Consider the following 21,532-nt stretch of genomic DNA (forward strand, 5'->3'; position numbering starts at 1 on the left):
CCTTAAAGATATAATTATTGTTGCTGGTGATATATGCAGAGAGGTAAAAGGAGCGTTACAGATTGATGAACCTGGATCATCAGGCCATTGCATTTGCAGTTACCCTACCCTTTTGTGGGAAGAACTTTCGGTTGAAATATCTCAACAGTTTCTTTTCGACGTAAAGGTGAATAAGAACGCCGATAAACACAGCAAGAAGAAATATAAAGGTCACGACTACCGGCAAAAATTCTTTACCTGACGATTGTGGATTTATCAGTGCGTAGATTCTGGTCAAAGCAGATAATAACATGTTGTGCGAAAGGTAAATTGAATAGGATGCATCTCCGATTAGTATCAGGAATGCCGGAAACTTTACAGAAGTATTCGTTTGATCAAATCTCACAGCCAGGTAAGTGATTAGCGAAAAGAATAGGCCCATCAACGTGACTGTTACAATATCCCTGAAAAACACAAGTCCATTTATATGCATCGTTTGCGTCAACAGGATCAGCAGGATAACAAGTAATGGCATAATATACTTAGCTGGCACCACGACCTTACTGCGGATAAAGTAGGCAACCATACACCCCATTAAAAATTCCAGAATAAGAATGTTAAAAAAGAAATCCGGGTATATTCCACCAGGAGTTTTCGCCCAGGTATATAGAAGTATAAGACAAACCCACAGTGCAGCTATAATCCTGGAGAACCCGAAACCGTAAGTAATACATATTCCGAAAACTATATAGAAAAGCATTTCATAAGATAGTGTCCACGCAACTCCCACTAAACGTATGTCAGGATTGGGAAGCAACAGAAATGACTCAGTGAGCATCTTAACTACAGGAGGGGAAGTAAAATCCATCGTTAAACCCTCATCCACCATGAACTGCGGAGTATTTATGAAGTATACAGCAACAAAAAGAATGGCGATAATCCAATAAATGGGATAGATCCTGATGAAACGCTTCTTAAAGAAGTTCCAGGAATTTATTCCGTCGGACTTCAGATCGTCGAAATGGACGTAGGTGATGATGAACCCGCTTAAAACAAAAAAGAAATCCACTCCTACAAAGCCCCAGTTAAAGAAGTTGTTGTATGGAATGTAATTGAGGTGACTCTTGGAATTTGCTATTAGGTGATGCATTACAACCAGCATGGCTGCTATACCACGAAAAACCTGAATTAATGTAAACTTCATCTGAGCGTTGATACAAATTGGAAATAATGACAACCAATGTAAGAGATATTCTGCGAATAAAAAACACCACAATAAACAGTTCGAAAGTTTAATCAATGTGTTCTGGCGGTCACGCGGATCATGTGAATTAAGTAAAAATTGATACTTTTAAAAAGCAAGGAATTTATGAGTGAAATCTTAGCATCTGATTTTAACCCGCTCAACCCATTCTTGTACTGATCGACATGATAAAATCCTCACATTTCACTAAAGTTATCCTGGCTATTACAGTAGCTTTTATCTTCCCTTTTTCACTCTCTGCGCAGAAAAATGATGCAGCAATTATCCCCGGAGATTTTGCTGACCCTTCTGTTATAAAAGTTGGGAAGACATACTTCGCTGTCGGAACTTCATCAGAATGGGCTCCCCACTTTCCCATTTTTAAATCCAGGGATCTCAAAAACTGGAAACAGTCAGGCTATGTTTTTGACAAGACGCCCGAATGGTCATCGTCTTCTTTCTGGGCACCGGAATATTATAAAATAAAAGACACCTATTATATATACTATACCGCAAGGCGAAAATCCGATAACACCTCCTACATCGGAGTTGCGACATCTAAATACCCAGATAAAGGCTTTATCGACCACGGTTTGCTTGTCACCTATGGAAAAGAAGCAATTGATGCATTCATCTATAAAGATGAGGGTCAGCTATACATCACCTTTAAAGCGTATGGGCTGGACAAACGCCCGATTGAAATTCTCGCCAGCAAACTCTCGTCTGATGGGTTAAGGCTAGAGGGCGAGCCCTTCACGCTGTTAAAGGATGAAAAAGGTTTGGGAATGGAGGGCCAAAGCATTCTAAAACACGGAGACTATTACTACATCTTCTATTCAGGGGGTAATTGTTGCGGTGTAAAATGCAGCTACAATGCAACTGTTGTCCGCTCGAAAGCATTTACTGGTCCTTATGAAGCGCACCCAAATAATCCTATACTTTCTGAAAATGACAACTGGAAATGTATGGGTCATGGAACCTTTGTCAAGAGCCCGGATAATAATGATGTTTATCTACACCATGCCTATAACAAACAAAGCACCGTTTTTACCGGTCGCCAGGGCTTGCTATCCGAACTGAACTGGGGCAAGGATTGGCCGACCTTTAACGCGCAGCAAAGTGCTGGCAACCCGATAACCGAGGTAAATAGTTCTTTCGATTCAAAGAAGCCCGATACTTACTGGCAATGGGATTTCCGTAATTCCAGCCCTGTAGTTAAACAGCAAAATGGGCGACTCTATTTGTCGGGAAGCTTAAAACAAGGAAATGAGTCTGGAATTGTCCTTACAATCCGACCTGTGTCAGATAATTTCACAATGACAACCACGATTAGTAACAACAATACAGCACTTAAAGGATTGTCCTACTACGGCGATGCCAATGCTTCGCTTGGGATAGGTGTCGAAAATAACCGGGTGATAGTCTGGTTGGTTAAAGGGAATAAGTTTGCGGAATTGGTTTCCCAAACTATTGTTGCTGAATCACCAGTCCAGCTCCGGCTTCAGCTCGGTCCCGATAGGATCTGTAAGTTTTTCTACAAACAGATAAACAGCGACTGGAAAGAGCTTCGAGCTCATAACCCTGTAACTGCCGCCGCTTTACCACAATGGGACAGGAGTCCGAGAGCAGGCTTGCATTTCAAAGGCCTTCCCGACCAGGATGGGCAATTCGATAATTTCAATATTACGTATCAATAAGTATTAAATATAATTATCAGACCAGGATGACGCCGCTCTATCTGCTTATTACTTCATTTCCAATTTACTGTTCAATATATTCCGTTCCACAAACTTGATCCCATGACAAAGCAGCCCGCTCCAGCTAATCCAGTACGCCGCATTCTGGCCGCCAGCCTTATCGGCACAACAATAGAATTCTTCGATTTTTATATTTATGCCACCGCTGCTGTGCTGGTATTTCCTAAGCTGTTTTTTTCCGCCTCAGACCCGGCACTTGCTACTCTCGAGTCTCTCGCGACTTTTGCACTTGCCTTTTTTGCCCGTCCTTTAGGTGCTGCACTTTTTGGCCACTTCGGCGATAGAATGGGACGGAAAGCAACGTTAGTTGCTGCACTCATGACAATGGGACCATCCACAGTAGCTATCGGTCTCTTACCCGGCTACGATTCTATCGGAATTGCTGCTCCAATTTTACTAGCGATCTTTCGCTTTGGCCAAGGATTAGGCCTGGGAGGAGAATGGGGCGGTGCTGTACTACTGGCTACTGAAAATGCCCCACCGAATAAAAAAGCCTGGTATGGGATGTTTCCTCAGTTAGGAGCGCCAATCGGTTTCCTCCTTTCTACCGGCACATTTTACATTCTAACTCAAACAATGAATGATGCCGACTTTATCAGCTATGGCTGGCGCATACCCTTTATCGCCAGTGCGCTGCTTGTATTTGTCGGAATGTATGTTAGGCTCAAAATATCGGAAACTCCAGATTTCGTAAAGGTCCTCGACAACAATCAGCGCTCAAAGATGCCAGTTGCTGACGTATTTATTAAACATACCAAGGCAATTACCCTCGGGACGCTTGCTACAATCACAACTTTCCTGCTTTTTTATCTGATGACCGTGTTCACCCTTAGTTGGGGAACATCGGCATTACATTACCCGAAGAGTGATTTTCTCATCCTGCAAATGATATCCATGTTGTTCTTCGCACTTGGCATTCCATTGTCCGCCGTACTGGCTGATAAATATGGCCGTAACCGGATGTTAGTAACCGCCACAATTGGTATCATGGTATTCGGACTGGTATTTGCCGCTCTATTTAAGGCTGAGAATCTGCCAATGACTGGCATATTCCTCTCGCTCGGCATGTTTCTTATGGGTTTGACATATGGGCCTATCGGTACCGCATTGGCAGGAATATTCCCGGCACGCGTACGCTATACAGGCGCTTCATTGGCCTTTACACTTGCAGGAATCTTAGGGGCATCACTCACACCCTACTTAGCTACAACACTCGCGCAGAATTACGGATTGACATATGTGGGCTACTATCTGACCGTCGCCGCCGGGCTCACCCTGCTCGCGTTGCTGGGTTCTCGCGGCATGATGAAAGACCCGGCAGAATAATTATTCTGATTTTAAGGTTCGAAAGATCCGTGATTAATAGTTCAGGAAAAAGAGATCTGGGGATTGATCTGATCGATCTTTTCACCAATCGCTTTAATTAGCCAATGGTCCAGATTGTCTTCATTACGTTGCATCCATTCGCTACCACATTTGAAAAGTACTGCTTCAGCTCCGTCCTGAAACCGTACATTCCAAACCCTTAAGCTTTTTAACGTAGATGCTATCAACTGCAAAACATATTTGGTTCCGTGTCCGGATAAAACGATTTGATGTGTCATATTAACCATTATGAGGTGGAAAAGATGCCTTAGGTAAAAAAATTTAAACGCAGATTCATAAGGAACATTGTTCAATAGCAACTTTATGACAATTTGAATTAAGGATTTTAACCTGGAAAGCATAAAAATAATAACTCCTTCCCCTCAGGATTGATTCTGATCTATTTATATATTTATAGGTTGTAAAAAATCCGAAACAAGCTTAATGGGCATTCGAAGTAATCTGATCCTTGTTGTCACAATTATACTAGTGTGGCTAGCTCCCCCTGTGTTTGCGCAAATCCCTTTTCCTCTCGACAGCTTAAGGAAAGAACATATTTTCCATAACGCAGAAATTGAATTTCTGGAAGACACATCTTCATCACTTTCATTTGCTGAGATATTGAAACGCAACGGCGACTTTATCCTAAATCAACGCATTTGTAAGCGCCAATAACCTAAACATGCGGGAAGAGATTCGCAGGGAGCGCACCGTAGAACTTGCGCTTGAAGGCTTCAGGTACGACGATCTGATCAGATGGAAAACTGCCGAAACAGTGCAGCCAAAAGCCTTGCTTGGTGCAAAGTTTATAGCCGCCGACTGGCCAAACACGCCTGCAAACAGCTTACTTCTCAATGCTGATGGTGTTCTGGTTGTTGAAGAAGCTTCTAAACGGGCATTCCGCACAAACCGCTGAGTCATGGCAATGTTGTACAAAATCCTAACTGGCAATAATTACAGGTAATATGAAATCATTAACATACATAACACTCGCTTCTATCATGCTTATGCACTTCACATCGTGCGAAGACAATGATTATGAAGCAGGAACACCGGAGTTCGACAATCACTACTATGCCGCCTATCTTCCGAATAATAATACCAAGGTTACAGTGACAAAGAATCAGACCGCGCTTGTTAAATTCCCGGTTCAGTTCTATTCGGCCTTTGTCAGGTCCTATGATGCTGTAGCCGTTTACGAAGTTTCCACAACGGGAATAACTGCCCCGGCGGTGTTAGGTAAGGACTTTAATATCGTCGACAAGAACGGTGCGGTAATCGCCTCTACTGACGGGAAATACAAACTGGTATTCCCTAAAGCGGCGAAAGCTACCGATACGATTTATGTGAAATTACTGAACAACCCGGCAACGGGAACCCGTTCGGTTGACATAAATATCATCTATAATATTCTTCCGGATTACCGTGTAGATATGTTTTCTACTGCTAATAAACGTCCGCTGGAGATCAGGTAAACCGATGGCCCTGCACAATGTGGGGCCATCCTTTCAATGCCCGCTTTGCTAAAAGATCTGATACTCCCGAAAGGTGTAATTAAAGGTAAGCGCTTTATACACAGCAGCTCCGGCATTTTGCTATTTTAGCGTAAACAACCAATTATCAAATGAAGCGATTTATCACCTGCCTCTCATTCACCCTGCTGTATTCAGTCTCCTTAAGTGCTCAGGAAGTCTTCCTGATCGACCCCCAGGTTTTGCAGAAGAACAAAAAGGCCTACGAGAAAAAGGATCCTGCAATCGTGAAGAAAGTGGATCAGATCATTCGCCGTGCTGATGAAATGCTGAATGTTAAACCGCTTTCGGTAATGGATAAGAATTTTACTCCGTCGAGCGGAACGAAGCACGATTACATGAGCATGGGACCTTACTGGTGGCCGGATCCGGCAAAGCCTGACGGACTGCCATACATCCGCAAGGACGGGCAAAGAAATCCTGAAATCAATAGAATAACCGACCGGGATTATTTGGGTCAGCTGGAAACACGCTGTAAGTATCTATCCCTGGCTTATTACTTTACAGGACGACCCCAATACGCAGAGAAAGCCAATGAACTAATACGGGTATGGTTTCTGAACCCCGAAACCAAGATGAACCCCAACCTTAATTTCGGCCAGGCTATACCCGGACTGAATGAAGGCAGAGGGATTGGTATTATCGAATCGAGGCTCTTAGCGTACCTGGTGGATTGGATAGACCTTCTTTCAGCAGATGTGTCCTTTGCCAAAAACAAACCAGGTTTGCAAGACTGGTTTGCTCAATACCTGAGCTGGTTGCTTGAAAGCAAGAATGGTGTGGATGAATCAAAGGCTGAAAATAATCATGGTACCTTCTACGAGTTACAGGTAGCCTCTTTTGCTGCGTTTACAAATAACAAAACCCAGATCGGCAAGACTTTTGACAAGCTTAAAGACAGGATCAAACTGCAGATCCACGAAGACGGCAAGCAGCCTCTTGAACTAGAACGTACCAATGCCTATTCGTACAGCGCTATGAATCTCAGTGGCTGGTATAGCCTCGCGTTACTTGGCGAGAAGTTCAACTATGATCTGTGGAAACTTGGCGGTACACCACCAGCACTTCATAGAGCAATTGAATGGCTCATTCCATTTACAGTAGGCATTGAAAAACGAACCTACGAACAGATCAATCCTTTTAATAAGGAAGATGTTTACTCCTTGCTCAAAATAGCCCACCATAAATACAAAGAAGAGAGTTTTAACAACCTTGCCAATTCCTATAAACCTTCTACTGCTACAGCAATCGACGATCTGCTTTACTCCTTGCCCGGAAAATGAACCTCTGAATGAAAATGAACAGAACTGTTTCTTTTACTTCGCTCATCGTATTGCTGCTGATTTCGGCTGGGTGTACTGTGGGTAAAAGAGATCGTTCGAGTTGGGTGCAGAATGCTGAAACTGTACTAAAAGACCAGGTGCTCAAGCAGGCCCAATGGGCGCTCGGGCAAAAGCCCCTTACGGTTACTGCTGCATTTTCCGCACGCAGTGCCGGCGGGAAGCATGATTTCTATTCCGAAGGCGATTACTGGTGGCCAAATCCGGCTAATCCTTCGGGACCCTACATTCAGCGCGACGGCTTAAGCAACCCGGATAACTTTTCTGATCACCGACTGGCTATGATCCGTTTCGGGACCATCATCGGAAGCCTGGCCTCAGCCTACAAGATCACCGGTGATGAAAAGTATGCTCGTCACGCCGTGGTTCATCTGAAAGCCTGGTTCCTCGACACAGATACGCGAATGAATCCAAACCTGAATTACGCGCAGGCCATTAAAGGCGTAACAACAGGCAGAGGGGTGGGTATTATCGATACCGTCCATTTGATGGAGGTGGCACAGGGTGCTCTCGTACTAAGATCTGCAATCGACAAAACTGTTTATTCCGCAATACAGCATTGGTTTTCCGAGTACATTGTTTGGCTTACCACCAGCAAGAATGGCCTGGATGAGAAGCAGGCAAAGAATAATCATGCCACCTGCTGGGTAATGCAGGTAGCCTCATTCGCTAAGTTCACAGCCAACGAGCAGGTTATGGCAGATTGCCGCGAACGGTATAAAACAGTGCTCCTGCCAAACCAGATGGCCGCCGATGGTAGTTTCCCGCTTGAACTCGCCAGGACAAAACCATACGGTTATTCAATATTCAATCTCGATGCGATGGCTGCTATCTGTCAGATACTATCCGTAGATTCTGATAAGCTATGGACGTATGAGACGACGGACGGACGCTCCATTAAAAAAGGCATTGAATACCTGTACCCCTACCTGAAAAATAAGGCGGCCTGGCCCTTCAAACAGGATGTCATGTACTGGAATTCCTGGCCGGTCGCCCAGCCGGCCTTACTATTTGGTGCCAGGGCCTTTGCAAATGCAGACTGGTTTAATACCTGGAAAAATCTCGACCATAATCCCACAGAAGCTGAAGTGGTGCGCAATATGCCTATTAGAAATCCCCTGATCTGGTTTTAAAAATTACTATGAGAAGATATCCTAAAGTTCTGATCCTTTTATTTGCCGCGGCATTCCTTTCGTCTGCCTGCTCTAAAAAACTAATCGTTTCTAAAGTTCTTGCCCATGCCGAATCGCAAACGAAGATTTTGCTTGAGGAGACAAAGCGCACCCAGGCAGCCCAGAAGAACACTGCCCTTTTTTCGCCAAGGACGGTTGAAAACAATGAGTTGAAATTGGTTGCCTCTACCGACTGGACCAGCGGCTTTTTTGCCGGAAACTTATGGTACCTGTATGAGCTTACCGGAAAACCCGAGTGGCGTGATCATGCCATTGAATATACCAAGCCCGTTGAGCGGGAAAAAATGAATGGCGTTACACACGACATGGGATTTAAGATCTATAACAGCTTTGGCCACCAATACCGTCTAACCAAAGATGAACATGCGAAAGAAGTGATCATACAAGGTGCAAAAACACTGTCTACCCGGTTTAATCCAAAAGTAGGTGCTATACGCTCATGGGATCACCACGACTACCTGTGGAAATACCCGGTAATAATCGATAACATGCTTAACCTAGAATTATTATTTGAAGCCACCAGGCTCACAGGAGACTCGAGTTTTTACAAGATTGCTGTATCTCACGCAAATACCACCATGAAGAACCATTACCGGGATAACAACAGTACCTGGCATGTGGTAGACTACAACACTGAAACCGGGGAAGTGGTAAAGAAGCAAACTCACCAGGGGTATAGTCACACGTCTTCCTGGGCGCGCGGCCAGGCATGGGGCCTTTACGGCTACACGATGTGCTATCGCGAAACAAAGAATCCCATTTACCTCCGTCAGGCGGAAAAGATAGCAAGTTTTATATTCTCCCACCCATCCATGCCTGAAGACCTGGTGCCCATCTGGGATTATGATGCTGCGGTATTGCCAGGCGAGCCCCGAGACGTTTCGGCAGCAACGGTAACAGCTGCCGCACTATACGAGCTGAGTACCTACAGTGACGATAACCGAGGCGATTATCTGGCGAAAGCTGATAAGATCATGAACAGTGTAACAACTAAATACTCTTCAAAGCCTGGAACAAATTATGGATTTATCCTCAATCATAGTACGGGTAATAAACCCGCTAAAAGCGAAATAGATGTACCAATTAACTATGCAGACTACTACTACCTGGAGGCACTGATCCGAAAACAGAAGGTCAAGTATTAGCGTTGTTCTATTGCCCGACCTTCTCTCCAGTACCAATTGGTTCGGTACTTTCACATTCCCCAGCCTCAAAAACAAACCGCGCAGCTCCGTAATCGATCGGGACTTTGTCATCGAAATGCGCTGTCCCCATAACCATCATGAATTGCCCCACTCCCATTGTCAGCTTGTTATCTCGTTTAAGAAATGCGAGGGGATTACGAAACGGCTCTTTTCCTTTATTAATTTTGAAATCAAAATAACCTTTCAATGTATCACCATACATTTTTCCATTGAATTTGCCGTGAAAGATTTCCATTTTAGTCGCATAGTTCACTTTAAGCGTACCTGTAATTTCCGTTCTGGCAGTATCAATTGAAAGCCAGGCGGTATCGTTACCAGATATGGATTTGTAACATGCCATCTTTTTTTCGACTACTGGTTTTTTGGAAGTCTGGTCACGGTTACACCCAAATATTGCAAGGCTTAAGGGAATCAGAAAACCGATCAGGATTTTTTTCTTGGTCATATGTCATGGTTTAGATTATAAACAAGATGTTCGTGCAGACTGTTTTCCATAAAGGTGAACAATAAAAAGGCCGCTTAATTCAATATAAGCAGCCCTTCGAGCAAAACATGAGTTCAAGAATATCTGAAAGATACCCTACACGCCTGCAATCCTCCTTTTGTACTCTGCGAGGCAATCCTCCAACCTTTCCTTCGCAGTGTCATCTCCGGGAACATTGTGTGAGGGATGGATGAAGAGCTTAACTCCCCGGTCAGCAAGTATTTCTGCAACGGTTGTTACAGTCATCCAAACACAGGTTATAAATGCCATAGTCGAAACAGGTCCAACTTTGTCCTGATGATTTTTCAGATCAACAGATGCATCCGCGATAGGAGCACATGAATCAACAACGTGGTCAGCAATATCAAAAATTGTTTTCCCACTTGAATGGCGTGTTTTCTTACCAACTGCTTCGGCGGCTGATCCGAACACAATAACCTTCATGCCTTTTTTCTTTGCTTCCAGCGCGACGTCGATATTTACATTATTTATTCCAGTGTGTGAAAAAAGCCACATGGTATCACGTGTGTCAAAGGTATATCCTTTCATGATCTCGACACCGTATCCTTCAACCCGCTCAAGAAATACGAATTGATGCACGCCCATCTCACCTGTAATTCTGGTAAAAAAAGTTAATGGGAGCTCAACCATTGGGTGAAAACCTACGAAGCCCCCTATTCTTGGATACATTTCCTCAATCGGGATAGTAGCGTGGCCGCATCCGAAGGTATGAACCCACCTTCCTGCCTCAATTGAATCCGCCATTATTTCGGCCGCAATCCGAATATTGTCCATCTGCGTTTCTTCGATCCGGGTCATTACGTCCCTTGCATTTTTTAGCCATTGTTGTGCTAGCATAACTGTATATATTATTTATGATTATTTATTTGTCGTGATCTTTGTTTCCCTAAGTATGAATATTGTTAATAATAACATGGCTGCATTAAGCACATAAGTCACAAGTGTCAAATTCGATATGCCGTAAAATTGAGCGATAAGACCCATTGAATAAGTAATCAGAATATTTCCTGTAAGGGCAATCACGAGTACAAAACTGAAGGCGGTTGCTGAAAGATCCGTATATCTTTCGCCTACAAAGCCTAGCATTACTGGAAATCCTGAAGCAAGACCGGCACCTGTGAGGATCAAGCCCGTGACCGAAACCGGAAATGAATAATTCAATCGCAGAAGTGTAGCTCCAACTAAAAGCAATGCTAATGATGCATACATCACCACCTCGGGTTTTACGCTTCGAAAAACACTTCCGACCACAAGCCGAGTAAGCGCCATACCCACTACATATAACGATAATGAATATAGAGCGGCACTCCTCGAAACATCAAGCTGCTCGATAAGGAAAGTTGTAGTCCAATTATTAATGATCGCCTCGTAACTACTTTGGCAAAACAGGAAAAATGCGATCAAAAGAATAAAATTGTCTCTAAAAAGTTTAACTCCCTGCAACACTGGAATTCCTTGCTTTTGTTTAGGAGGGGGAAATTTGATTATTATAAAAAATACCGCAGCGAAGAGCGCTAGAAAACCTACAGAGGAAAGAATTACGCTAAATGAGTATCGCTCATTGAATGCGCCAAGAATAAATGGCATACCAAGAGCGCCTATTGCAAAAGAAACACCAAGCAGACTTAAATTGGCTGCCTTATTCTTCATGCTTATATCAGCGACTACCCCATTAGTTGCGCCATTAATAGCTCCGCCGGCTATTCCGAACAGAAAAATAGATATTTTCAATAGGTCAATGTTGCTTGCATAAGCAATTCCCTGAAACCCACCAAACATGCAAAGACAGGAGATTACCAGGAACAACTTATAACCATATTTGTCGCACAACGGCCCGAAGATTAAGGACCCGGTAAGAATACCAAAGGGCATGATTGAGAACAACGTTCCAGCTGTCAGTTCATCTAGGCTAAATTTATCATGGAGCCCGGTCGCTACTGAACCAAGTGTAATCAGACCAATCCCGAAAAGAAGAAGTCCAAGGCAGGCAGCAAAAAAAACTAGTCTGGCTTTATACATGATATCTATAGCTTGTTTAGATGTTGCAAAGCCAAAAATCCAGCACCGTAAACCCCTGCATCACCTCCTAGACCTGACTTCTCAATGCTAACCTGAGTTACGGATATAGGCTGACCCCATTTATCAGCTTCAGATTTTATTTCTGAAATCAATTGTAGTCCAGGACCAAATACTCCCCCGCCCAAAATGATCTTTTCCGGATTAAATAAACTTATCAGATTAGCAACTGCCATTCCCCAAAATTCAATACATTGCCTTATCACTTCTCTTCCAATACCATCACCGTTTTCATATGCAGAAAACACATCTGCAGCACATAACTTATCCAGGTCTATATTGCTGAAAAATCCTGTATACTCAGTTGTCTCTTTAATCAAATTCCTGCATACTTTTGCAATTCCTTCACCGGACGCATGATATTCAAAACATCCGCATGATGTATATACTTCCTTGAAAGGACGGTCAAGTGCCATCCATCCGATTGCCCCAGCGACATCATGCGCACCTCGCAGTATTGCTCCATTTATGAGAATACCGGCGCCTATCCCTGTACCAACTGAAAGGTAAATTGCATCGCTGCAACCCTGCGCATTTCCTTTCCAATGTTCTCCCAGGATATAACAAGCACGATCACTGTCGATACTGACTGGCAAACCCCGACAAACAGTTTTTAAATCATCGAGCAGCGGATAATCATCCCACCCAATGATGTTAGGTGCCCACACTGTTCCCGTTTTGCTCCGGCTGATCCCTGGGACACATGCTCCAACAGAACGAATTTCATTCCCTCCAGAAGCACTTAAAAACTCAGCAACAAAATCCATGATCAGTTGTCCCACCTCCACCCCACCCTTGTTTCCAATAGTTACAGATTTCCTGCTAATCATCGCCCCCTCTTCAGTAAAAAGTGCAGCAGCTACTTTAGTTCCGCCTATATCTATTCCGAGTACTGACATGCTTAGTATTTAATAATTCGATTATTAACTGTGTCTTATTTTTTCTCCAGAAAAAGGGTTTTTAAGGGTACGAACCTATATCCCTTGAGTTTCAATTCCTTAATTAGTCCGTCGAGCAAGTTGTAAAATTTATCAGTTCTACGTGGATCTGTTCCGATGTGCACGAGGAGGATAAATCCATTTAAACCATTTGGATCAGCCTTTTCCTTGTCAAGCACCGACTGGTAAATTTCATCACTCGGCCGATAAGAAGCCCCCATTTCCGGATATGTATAATCAGCAATAGATCGGGTTCCGGGTGAAAAATTGATGAGTTTAAATCCCAGATTATCAGTCCACACTTTTATTGTCTTATTGTACCATTCATAGGGCGGCAAGAAATAGGGTGCATCCGATTTGCTTATACCAAACCTTGCCATTCTTTCATAGTTTTTACGAAGATCGTTTTCAAACTCGTCTCTGCTAATTAGAAGACTATCCCTTTTTACCCAATCAGCATACAATAGATGTTTATCGGAATGTGCGCCTAAATAATGGCCTTCTTTTTTTAGACTTTTAATGAGTTTACTAAAGTTACTGTTCGCATAAAAGTTGCCAGTAAGGAAAAACGAAGCGGGAGTATGATTTTCTTTTAACGCTTTACGAATAACCTCACCACCGTCTGCAAACTCATCGCCAGTGAAAACGATTGATATATTCTTTCTTGAAACATCGCCTCGTATTAATGCTCCATGCGAGTCGGCTATTGCTTTTTTCCATTGGCTCCCTCCCTGGAGTCATTCTCTTTAGCAGCAAGTAAATAAATTAAAGACGCTGTACCGTCCATAGTAGGCTCGTTTGTACTGTAATCACCAGTATCATCATGATATACCGCAAGTCTGGACTGGAATTCAGCATATTCATCAGGATCTTTCAACTGAATGCCAATAAGGCTGCTATAAATACTGCCATAAACCGGTCCGTCAACTAAACCGCCGTCCAATGGATAATTTTTCAGGACCGTGAAAGATGAATGTGGATCCACTGGTGTATCGCCATGGGATGGCAGGCCGTACACCATACTTGTTCCCCAGGGGTTGAGTCCGAAAAGCCAATCAAAACTAGCCTGTTCCAGTTGAAGATAGGTATTGTCTCCGCTCAATTTTCTGTATAAATAACATTGAATGGCAAATGACGTTGTTAAATTATTTGAGCACCATATAAATGGTACCCCTCTATAGAATGCGTTACCTTTTGATTTCTGCCAAACCTTTTCGATTCCTTCTCTATAATATCCAATAAGCTTAGCCCGGGTGGCTTCATCACTTTTCTTAGCCAGTTCAAAATGCCCAAAATTATGAAAGGGATAATATTGATAATGATTGGCTGTGTCAGCTCCTATCCAGGGTGTTATTTTTTCTTCGTCGCTATATTTTGACGCCTGATTCATATAAATTTCTTCCCCGGTCATCTGATAAATAGCTGCAGCGCCGAGCTCCATGTCATCTACCCAGTTTCCTTCCGCATAAATATAGGGTGATAATACTGAGGCGGTTTGTGCATTACCAGGCTTAGCAAGACCAAAATTATAAGCGGAAATTGACCGCTTTCGGTACATATCAGCCATGAATTTATCTTTTGAATTATACAGTTGGGATGCCAGAGCAAATGCACTCGCGAATTTGCCTGCCGTTGAAGCGGTCCCCGTGGCATTATTCTTAAATTTCCCCAAACCCTGCTTTTCTCCGGTAATAAAATATACCGGACGCCCTGTTCCGCGGCCGTAACTATAATTTACCGAATCCAGGTGGGGTAATCTATAGCCAGCATGGTCCCGATCATCTGCTATTTGATTGAACATCCAGTCTTCACGTGGATGCATTTTAAGGAGCCAGTCTAATCCCCACTTTGCTTCATCTAGAACATCTGCCGATCCATTGGCCCCGTCAAGACCATTTGAAAGGTGCTTGTCCGAAAAAACAGCAGGAAAATCTCGATAAGCTGCAAGGAGATGATAGGTTGCATTTGCAGACGTTGTTGAATATTGAAGATAGTCTGACGCGTCGTGCCAGCCTCCGGTCACATCGATAAAAGTCTTATCAGGCATTGGCCCATAAACTGAATATCCGTCAACAGGATGGCAACTGGCTTTTAAAAAAGGGTTATAGCCACATCTTTGCTGTCGCATATATTTCAGTGCAAAATCTGCCGATCCTGTATATACTTCCGATCCAATTGAAAACTTTGGTGAGCGTGTATCACCTACCTTTAAATAGTATGATCCAGGCGACTTAAATTCCGAAAAATCAAGACGATAAGTTGAAGTGAACGGGCCGTATTCCCCGAAGTTTTTTCCGATCGACCTTTTTAGAACCACCCTGGAGGTGATCGCATCAATAAGTTCAAAATTCTTTAATTTGTCGTGACTCTTGGATCCCAACACAGCAACTTTAACTGCATTTTCAGCATATCCCATTTGATTGATCCTGATCCAACTCTTTGCGGATTGCTGTGCTACAGCACCTATGGAAAAAGCCCCTATCCACATCACCAATAATGTACTTTTAATTATATCCATGGCATCTCAGGTTGTGCAATTATTTGCGATATTCAATTTCAAATATATAAATATTGCAATAAAACGCATACATCAAATTTAAGTTGTTGCCGATTTTCAGAAACTTCCTGTTAATTAGATTCGATTATATTTGACTATAATTTCAGAATTAATCTAAGAAATAACAACAATGCTTCAGGAAGAAAGACATAAAATAATTTTACAGCAAATCACCCTGCACCATAAAGTATTGTCGAATGATCTTTGTTTGCTGTTGAATGTGTCATTAGATACGGTGAGACGTGATTTAGCTGAATTAGAGAAAGATGGGAAAATTATAAAAGTGCATGGCGGAGCGCTGGCCAAAACATTTCATCAGCCATTTCAACAGCCCGCAATTTATGCCCAGGCGGAGAAGAAAAAGATCGCTGAGAAAGCGTTAAAACTGATTCATGATGGAATGAGTATTTTGACGGGGGGAGGCACAATAATGTTGGAGCTGGCAAAAATAATTCCGCCTGATCTCATTGGCACATTCTTTACCGTTAGTCCTCTTGTTGCATTAGAAGTTGCTCAGCGTTCAAGCGTCAATGTTATCCTTTTGGCCGGACAATTATCACCAAATTCATACATATGCACTGGTGCATCGGTTGTTAGCCAACTTTCCGAAATTCATGCAGACCTGTGCTTTTTAGGGACAAATGCCTTGTCGCTGGGCGACGGTCTTACAGAATACGACTGGGAGACTGTTCAGGTAAAAAAGAGCCTGATAAAATCTGCAAAAAAGGTTGCGGTGATGAGTATAAGCGAAAAACTTGAAACCAATCATAAATTGCAGGTGTGCAAAATAAATGCGTTAGACTACCTGATCACTGATTTAGACCCGGGCGATAAGAAACTTTTGACGTACTCGCAAACTTGTAAAATCATTTAAGCGGAGGATTCAATTTCGCTACGTTTTTAACTATGATCGGCAGAATTAACACGTACCGGCTAATCAACCAACAGATTGCCCGATCAAAATTCACAAACCCGGCGCAAGTTGTAAGTTGGATGGTGGCCATGCAGGCCCAGGAATATGCAATGGCCAAATGGGCTATAGGCCTACGCTGCGTCGGATCGAACGACCAGGATATTGAAGAAGCTTTCAACAATTGGTCAATACTACGGACTCATATTATGCGGCCGACATGGCATTTTGTGAGCAAAGAAGACATCCGATGGATGACTAAACTAACCGCACCCAGAGTTCATCAGTTTAATTCATTTACCTATAGGCAGATGGAGTTGAGCACCGATATTTTAGTTAAGTGTGCGAAGATCATAGAAAAAAAGCTCACGGGTGGAAAACATCTTAACCGGCAAGTTCTCAACTTGGAACTTAAAAGACATAATATTATCGCCGAAGGAATTCGGCTCAGTGCAATTATGATGTATGCCGAATTGGAAGGTGTAATCTGCAGCGGACCCCGTGATGGAAAACAATTCACCTATGCTCTTTTGGAAGAACGTGTTCCAGCAGTTAAGGACATGTTGAAGGCAGAAGCCCTTGCTAAACTCTGCGATCAGTATTTCAGAAGCCGTGGCCCAGCCACAATTCGGGATTTTACCACTTGGTCAGGATTAACGGTTAAAGAAGCACGGGAAGGTATTTCGGGGATGACTCAAGGTTTTATAACTGAAAATATTGATGGGTCTGAATATATTTTCGAGGACAGGGAATACAAGCTAGACATTAATGATCAAATATCTTTCCTCATGCCCGACTACGATGAATATGGCATGTCATACAAGGATCGTTCTTCACTTTTCAACCCAAGGAATAAGGGTAAAACCGTAAGCCGCGGCAATCCAATATTTAATAGGATGATAATATTAAGTGGCAAAATTGAAGGCACATGGACCCGTACAGTCAAAGGAAAAACAGTACATGTTGAAGCCTTCCCATTCCTGGATCTTAGCCGTAGCGAAATAAAAGCAATGGAAAAAGCTGTCGAAAACTACGTTCAATTCTCTGAAAACTTGAACAGGAAAAAATGAAGAAGATATTCTTTAAAAGTCGAAACGCTAAAGCTTGTTTTTTTTTCAGAAGCAAGCACCTTACACTTAGAGAATATGTTAAATCTGATCATGACAACCAAACATGAATCCATTAAAGCATACAGGCTTGACGGCTGATAAAGCTAGCGAGAAAGGAGTTAAACTATAAATATAAAGGTTAGATTAGATTCATGGAATCAGACTATAACAGAATGGAAATAACAAAAGATCTCAGGCTCGCTGTCCTTATCGACGCTGATAACGTTCCTTATTCCAACGTAAAACCCATGTTTCAGGAAATTGCCAAATACGGAACACCAACTTTCAAGCGTATTTATGCAGACTGGACAAAACCGACTGTATCGGGGTGGAAAAAAGTACTGCTTGAGAATGCAATAACGCCAATTCAGCAATACAGTTATTCGACTGGAAAAAATGCAAGCGACAGTGCAATGATCATTGACGCCATGGATATCCTCTATTCCGGTAAAGTTGACGGATTTTGCATAGTATCAAGTGACAGTGACTTTACACGGTTAGCAACGCGCCTGAGAGAAGCTGGAATGAAAGTAATTGGAATCGGAGAAAAGAAAACGTTGATTCCATTTATTACCGCCTGCGATAAATTTATTTACCTTGAAATATTAAAGGACAACGAATCATCAGCAGACGATCAACAACCGGTAAAAAAATCAAAAAATACTAATCGAAAGAGCGCTGCTCCTTTGAATAACATCGATAAAGAACTGATCAGGCTTATAAAAGACAGCGTTTCGGATCTTGAAGATGAGAATGGTTGGGCATACCTGGGAAACCTTGGAAATCTTATCCTGAAAAAGAAACCTGACTTTGATTCGAGAAATTACAACTACCCTAAACTATTACCGCTAATAAAGAGTTTGAATATGTTTGATTTCGACGAGCGCGTAACTGGCAAAGCGAACATAAAACATGTTTATATTAAAATTAAGTAATTGAATTTTCGTCACTTTGGAGCACCGATGCGTACTCTTTTTCAGCGCAAGCCCTACAACACGCGTCATGCAGTTATTTTTTTACCGACAAATTCCCGACATTCACCGACAACTAGGGTAACCTTGCCTAATATGCATTTGCTCATGCCCTTTTTTACACTAGTTTAGATAGAAATTAATACGATATGCAAAATCTAAAAAGCTCCAATCAAAAATCAGGTAAAGCCTTAGTTGGGATGATATTACTTGGTGTGGGATGTATATTATTACTCAGAACACTCGACATATTTTTTATACCGGGATGGCTGTTAAGCTGGCCTGTTTTTATGATAATCATAGGTTGCTTTATTGGAAGCCGTCAGGGCTTTGACCGGCCGTCGGCTTTCGTGCCACTGATCATTGGTGTTATCTTTTTAAGCAATCGCGTTTTACCAGATATGGACCTCAGCAGGTTTTTCTGGCCCTTCCTTGTTATTGCTTTCGGTGTCTGGATGATCATGGGTAGAAAAACACCAAAAATGGACGGATTCTCCAATTGGGGGAAGAAATCAGATTACGATCCCAATGCCTGGTCTGCGACCGAGGTTGATCCGGCTTCTACAGGTCCTGCAGATCCGTTAAACCCTGACCAAGCAGGTGGAACACCTTTCCCTGAGGATCGCGTAGAATCAGTTTCGATCTTTGGAGGGATTAAAAAGAACATCGTTTCTAAAAATTTCAAAGGTGGTGAAATAGTAAATTTTTTTGGCGGATCCGAAATCAATCTGATGCAGGCGGATGTAACTGGTCGGGTACATCTGGAAGTTGTTCAGGTATTTGGCGGAACTAAGATTATAGTGCCGGCTAACTGGACAGTTCATTCTGAGATGGTAGCCATCTTCGGTGGAATTGAAGATAAACGTCCACCGCAGTTGAATGCAGCAGCTGAAAAGGTACTTGTAATTCAGGGGACATCGATTTTTGGTGGCATAGACATCAAAAGTTTCTAATCAGTCAATACATTAAAACAATATAATCTACCAGTAAAATCATATCCAACGTCGGTGTCTCAGCATCAAATAAGATCATCTGCAATATCAGGCGCAGTTTTGTCGAGGAATAAGATCATCCTGATTGTAATCCAGTGTATTGTAGTTTGTGTTATGGCACAATCGGCGATATTATTCTGGTACGGATTTACTCCGGCAACATCAGTAATCGACGGATCCGTCAGTACCATATTACTTGCAATTGCCTGTTACTTAATCGGCAATAACTTAAGATATTACAGGCCAGAGAAGAACCGTTACCTTCTAATGTTAATGTACTGTGCTATACTGGCTTCAATCTGGCTGTTAATTAATCACTGGATTCTCGACTCGCTGGTATTAACTGATCCGCATTATGGTGAATTTCTTTATAACTCCTTACCTGTAAGATTTTTTCTGGGTTTGTTGATGATCAGCCTGATGGCAATGATAAGTGTTGTATATTATACTCAGCAAGATCAAAAAGAAACTGAAAAACGTAAAATCGAAGCTGAGAGGCTTGCCCGCGACGCCGAGCTTTACAATTTAAGACAACAGCTTCAACCGCACTTTCTATTCAATAGCTTGAATTCGATAACTGCTCTGATCGGCGGGAGGCCGGAGGAAGCCAGAAAAATGATTCACCAGCTTTCAGATTTCCTACGGGGAACCCTCAAAAAAGAAGATCAGGCACCTGTAACCCTGGAAGCCGAACTCGAACATCTGCAACTTTATCTTGATATTGAAAAAGTAAGATTTGGGCATCGCTTATCAACAGAAATATCTTATCACGAATCATGCAGATCATTGCTGTTACCTCCAATGCTGTTGCAGCCTATTGTGGAGAATGCTATTAAGTTTGGCCTCTATGATACCACAGGAGTGGTAACAATCAGCATTTTTGCAGAATGTGTTGAAAATGAGCTCCATGTAACGGTACAAAATCCTTATGATCCGGATACTACCCGACCTAAGCATGGCACCGGGTTCGGACTCAGCGGAGTGAAACGTCGATTACATTTATTATTCGGCCGCACAGACCTATTGGAAACTACATCTTATACCCATATATTTACAACAACTGTAAAAATTCCTCAGGTATAAAAATGCGTGTTATTTTAATTGATGACGAACCTCTGGCTCGTTCGGTAGTAATAGAATATTTGCAGTCGTGGCCGCAGATAGAGATCGTGCAGGAGTGCAGCGACGGCTTTGAAGGCGTTAAAGCAATCGCCCAGCATGAACCTGACCTGATCTTTTTAGACATCCAAATGCCTAAAATCAACGGATTTGAGATGCTCGAACTAATTGACCAACCGCCTTCAGTCATCTTTACAACAGCATTTGATGAATACGCAATTAAGGCATTCGAGGAGCACGCTATCGATTACCTGCTGAAACCATTCACGAAAGAACGTTTTGACAAGGCCGTCCAAAAATGGCTCGATACTAAGCCAACTGTAGAAGCTAAAAAAGATACAACGGAAATCCTTGATAATATCCAAACTTCCTCGCCCAAAAATGAGCGTGTAGTTGTAAAAACTGGAAATAAGATCAAGATCATTCCTGTAAATGATATTATCTTCCTTGCCGCTGACGATGATTATGTAAAGATACACACTGCCGAAGGGTCGTTTCTTAAAAACAAAACCATGGCTTACTTCGAAAAGCTATTAGGCGACGATGATTTTGTGCGTGTTCATCGCTCATACATTGTAAAAATTGATGAGATTACAAGGATTGACCCATATGAAAAGGAATCTCATCTGGCCATTCTTAAATCAGGGGAGAAAATTCCAGTAAGTAAAACCGGTTATCCGAAACTGAGACAGGTTCTGGGCCTTTGATTAGTTGTTTAGAGAGAGTTGACAGTAAATACTG

The 21,532-nt window shown here is 42.5% G+C and carries 21 protein-coding genes; 13 read left to right on the forward strand and 8 right to left on the reverse strand.

Going from position 1 to position 21,532, the window contains the following annotated elements; genetic code table 11:
* Nucleotides 1-79 precede the first annotated feature (79 nt).
* Nucleotides 80-1,183, reverse strand: coding sequence for an acyltransferase family protein (locus B5X60_RS07610; protein WP_079701992.1), 1,104 nt, complete (start codon nucleotides 1,181-1,183; stop codon nucleotides 80-82).
* A gap of 224 nt (nucleotides 1,184-1,407) precedes the next feature.
* On the opposite strand from B5X60_RS07610, the gene B5X60_RS07615 reads away from it, so the two are divergent.
* Nucleotides 1,408-2,919, forward strand: coding sequence for a family 43 glycosylhydrolase (locus B5X60_RS07615; RefSeq protein WP_079701993.1), 1,512 nt, complete (start codon nucleotides 1,408-1,410; stop codon nucleotides 2,917-2,919).
* A gap of 102 nt (nucleotides 2,920-3,021) precedes the next feature.
* Nucleotides 3,022-4,305, forward strand: coding sequence for an MFS transporter (locus B5X60_RS07620; protein ID WP_079701994.1), 1,284 nt, complete (start codon nucleotides 3,022-3,024; stop codon nucleotides 4,303-4,305).
* Between the two features lie 41 nt (nucleotides 4,306-4,346).
* Here the strand turns inward: B5X60_RS07620 and B5X60_RS07625 are convergent, their stop codons facing one another.
* Nucleotides 4,347-4,583 carry a hypothetical protein gene (locus B5X60_RS07625; RefSeq protein WP_139377394.1) on the reverse strand — a complete coding sequence of 79 codons (237 nt, stop codon included), beginning with the start codon at nucleotides 4,581-4,583 and terminating at the stop codon, nucleotides 4,347-4,349.
* Nucleotides 4,584-5,026: 443 nt separating this feature from the next.
* On the opposite strand from B5X60_RS07625, the gene B5X60_RS07635 reads away from it, so the two are divergent.
* The 5 genes from B5X60_RS07635 (at nucleotide 5,027) to B5X60_RS07655 (ending at nucleotide 9,554) form a co-directional block, all read left to right on the forward strand.
* Nucleotides 5,027-5,260 carry a RagB/SusD family nutrient uptake outer membrane protein gene (locus B5X60_RS07635; protein WP_079701997.1) on the forward strand — a complete coding sequence of 78 codons (234 nt, stop codon included), beginning with the start codon at nucleotides 5,027-5,029 and terminating at the stop codon, nucleotides 5,258-5,260.
* A gap of 49 nt (nucleotides 5,261-5,309) precedes the next feature.
* Nucleotides 5,310-5,819, forward strand: coding sequence for a hypothetical protein (locus B5X60_RS07640; protein WP_079701998.1), 510 nt, complete (start codon nucleotides 5,310-5,312; stop codon nucleotides 5,817-5,819).
* A gap of 149 nt (nucleotides 5,820-5,968) precedes the next feature.
* On the forward strand, nucleotides 5,969-7,159 hold the full coding sequence (locus tag B5X60_RS07645; RefSeq protein WP_079701999.1) for an alginate lyase family protein: 1,191 nt from the start codon (nucleotides 5,969-5,971) through the stop codon (nucleotides 7,157-7,159).
* A gap of 14 nt (nucleotides 7,160-7,173) precedes the next feature.
* On the forward strand, nucleotides 7,174-8,349 hold the full coding sequence (locus B5X60_RS07650) for an alginate lyase family protein (RefSeq protein ID WP_079702352.1): 1,176 nt from the start codon (nucleotides 7,174-7,176) through the stop codon (nucleotides 8,347-8,349).
* Nucleotides 8,350-8,357: 8 nt separating this feature from the next.
* Nucleotides 8,358-9,554: a glycoside hydrolase family 88 protein gene (locus B5X60_RS07655; protein ID WP_079702000.1), complete on the forward strand. Its 1,197-nt coding sequence runs from the start codon at nucleotides 8,358-8,360 to the stop codon at nucleotides 9,552-9,554.
* A gap of 7 nt (nucleotides 9,555-9,561) precedes the next feature.
* Here B5X60_RS07655 and B5X60_RS07660 read toward each other — a convergent pair whose 3' ends face one another.
* The 6 genes from B5X60_RS07660 to B5X60_RS07685 all read right to left on the reverse strand — a co-directional run bounded on the left by B5X60_RS07660 (nucleotide 9,562) and on the right by B5X60_RS07685 (nucleotide 15,651).
* Entirely contained in the window at nucleotides 9,562-10,059 is a 498-nt protein-coding gene (locus tag B5X60_RS07660) for a hypothetical protein (RefSeq protein WP_079702001.1), read from the reverse strand.
* A gap of 135 nt (nucleotides 10,060-10,194) precedes the next feature.
* Nucleotides 10,195-10,956 (reverse strand): sugar isomerase domain-containing protein, encoded by a 762-nt coding sequence (locus tag B5X60_RS07665; RefSeq protein WP_079702002.1) that lies wholly within the window; start codon nucleotides 10,954-10,956, stop codon nucleotides 10,195-10,197.
* Between the two features lie 21 nt (nucleotides 10,957-10,977).
* On the reverse strand, nucleotides 10,978-12,138 hold the full coding sequence (locus tag B5X60_RS07670) for an MFS transporter (RefSeq protein WP_079702003.1): 1,161 nt from the start codon (nucleotides 12,136-12,138) through the stop codon (nucleotides 10,978-10,980).
* A gap of 5 nt (nucleotides 12,139-12,143) precedes the next feature.
* Nucleotides 12,144-13,094: an ROK family protein gene (locus B5X60_RS07675; protein WP_079702004.1), complete on the reverse strand. Its 951-nt coding sequence runs from the start codon at nucleotides 13,092-13,094 to the stop codon at nucleotides 12,144-12,146.
* Between the two features lie 35 nt (nucleotides 13,095-13,129).
* Complete coding sequence (locus B5X60_RS18485) at nucleotides 13,130-13,840, reverse strand: polysaccharide deacetylase family protein (RefSeq protein ID WP_079702005.1); 711 nt, start codon at nucleotides 13,838-13,840, stop codon at nucleotides 13,130-13,132.
* On the reverse strand, nucleotides 13,837-15,651 hold the full coding sequence (locus B5X60_RS07685) for a glycoside hydrolase family 9 protein (RefSeq protein ID WP_245803480.1): 1,815 nt from the start codon (nucleotides 15,649-15,651) through the stop codon (nucleotides 13,837-13,839). The genes B5X60_RS18485 and B5X60_RS07685 overlap by 4 nt, the downstream gene beginning before the upstream one ends.
* Nucleotides 15,652-15,820: 169 nt before the next feature.
* Between B5X60_RS07685 and B5X60_RS07690 the strand changes: the two genes are divergently transcribed.
* From B5X60_RS07690 to B5X60_RS07715, 6 genes are all read left to right on the forward strand, one after another.
* On the forward strand, nucleotides 15,821-16,564 hold the full coding sequence (locus tag B5X60_RS07690) for a DeoR/GlpR family DNA-binding transcription regulator (RefSeq protein WP_079702006.1): 744 nt from the start codon (nucleotides 15,821-15,823) through the stop codon (nucleotides 16,562-16,564).
* A 32-nt stretch (nucleotides 16,565-16,596) separates the two neighbouring features.
* The gene (locus tag B5X60_RS07695; protein ID WP_079702007.1) at nucleotides 16,597-17,670 is read left to right on the forward strand and encodes a winged helix DNA-binding domain-containing protein; all 1,074 of its coding nucleotides are present in this window, start codon (nucleotides 16,597-16,599) and stop codon (nucleotides 17,668-17,670) included.
* Between the two features lie 212 nt (nucleotides 17,671-17,882).
* On the forward strand, nucleotides 17,883-18,644 hold the full coding sequence (locus B5X60_RS07700; RefSeq protein WP_079702354.1) for an NYN domain-containing protein: 762 nt from the start codon (nucleotides 17,883-17,885) through the stop codon (nucleotides 18,642-18,644).
* A 185-nt stretch (nucleotides 18,645-18,829) separates the two neighbouring features.
* Nucleotides 18,830-19,633 carry a LiaF transmembrane domain-containing protein gene (locus tag B5X60_RS07705; protein WP_079702008.1) on the forward strand — a complete coding sequence of 268 codons (804 nt, stop codon included), beginning with the start codon at nucleotides 18,830-18,832 and terminating at the stop codon, nucleotides 19,631-19,633.
* 153 nt (nucleotides 19,634-19,786) lie between these two features.
* Nucleotides 19,787-20,755 carry a sensor histidine kinase gene (locus B5X60_RS07710; protein WP_079702009.1) on the forward strand — a complete coding sequence of 323 codons (969 nt, stop codon included), beginning with the start codon at nucleotides 19,787-19,789 and terminating at the stop codon, nucleotides 20,753-20,755.
* Nucleotides 20,756-20,757: 2 nt separating this feature from the next.
* Nucleotides 20,758-21,498, forward strand: a complete 741-nt coding sequence (locus tag B5X60_RS07715) for a LytR/AlgR family response regulator transcription factor (protein ID WP_079702010.1) — start codon at nucleotides 20,758-20,760, stop codon at nucleotides 21,496-21,498.
* Nucleotides 21,499-21,532 lie beyond the last annotated feature (34 nt).

This window comes from Daejeonella lutea (assembly GCF_900168015.1).
In the GTDB taxonomy this organism is placed as follows: domain Bacteria; phylum Bacteroidota; class Bacteroidia; order Sphingobacteriales; family Sphingobacteriaceae; genus Daejeonella; species Daejeonella lutea.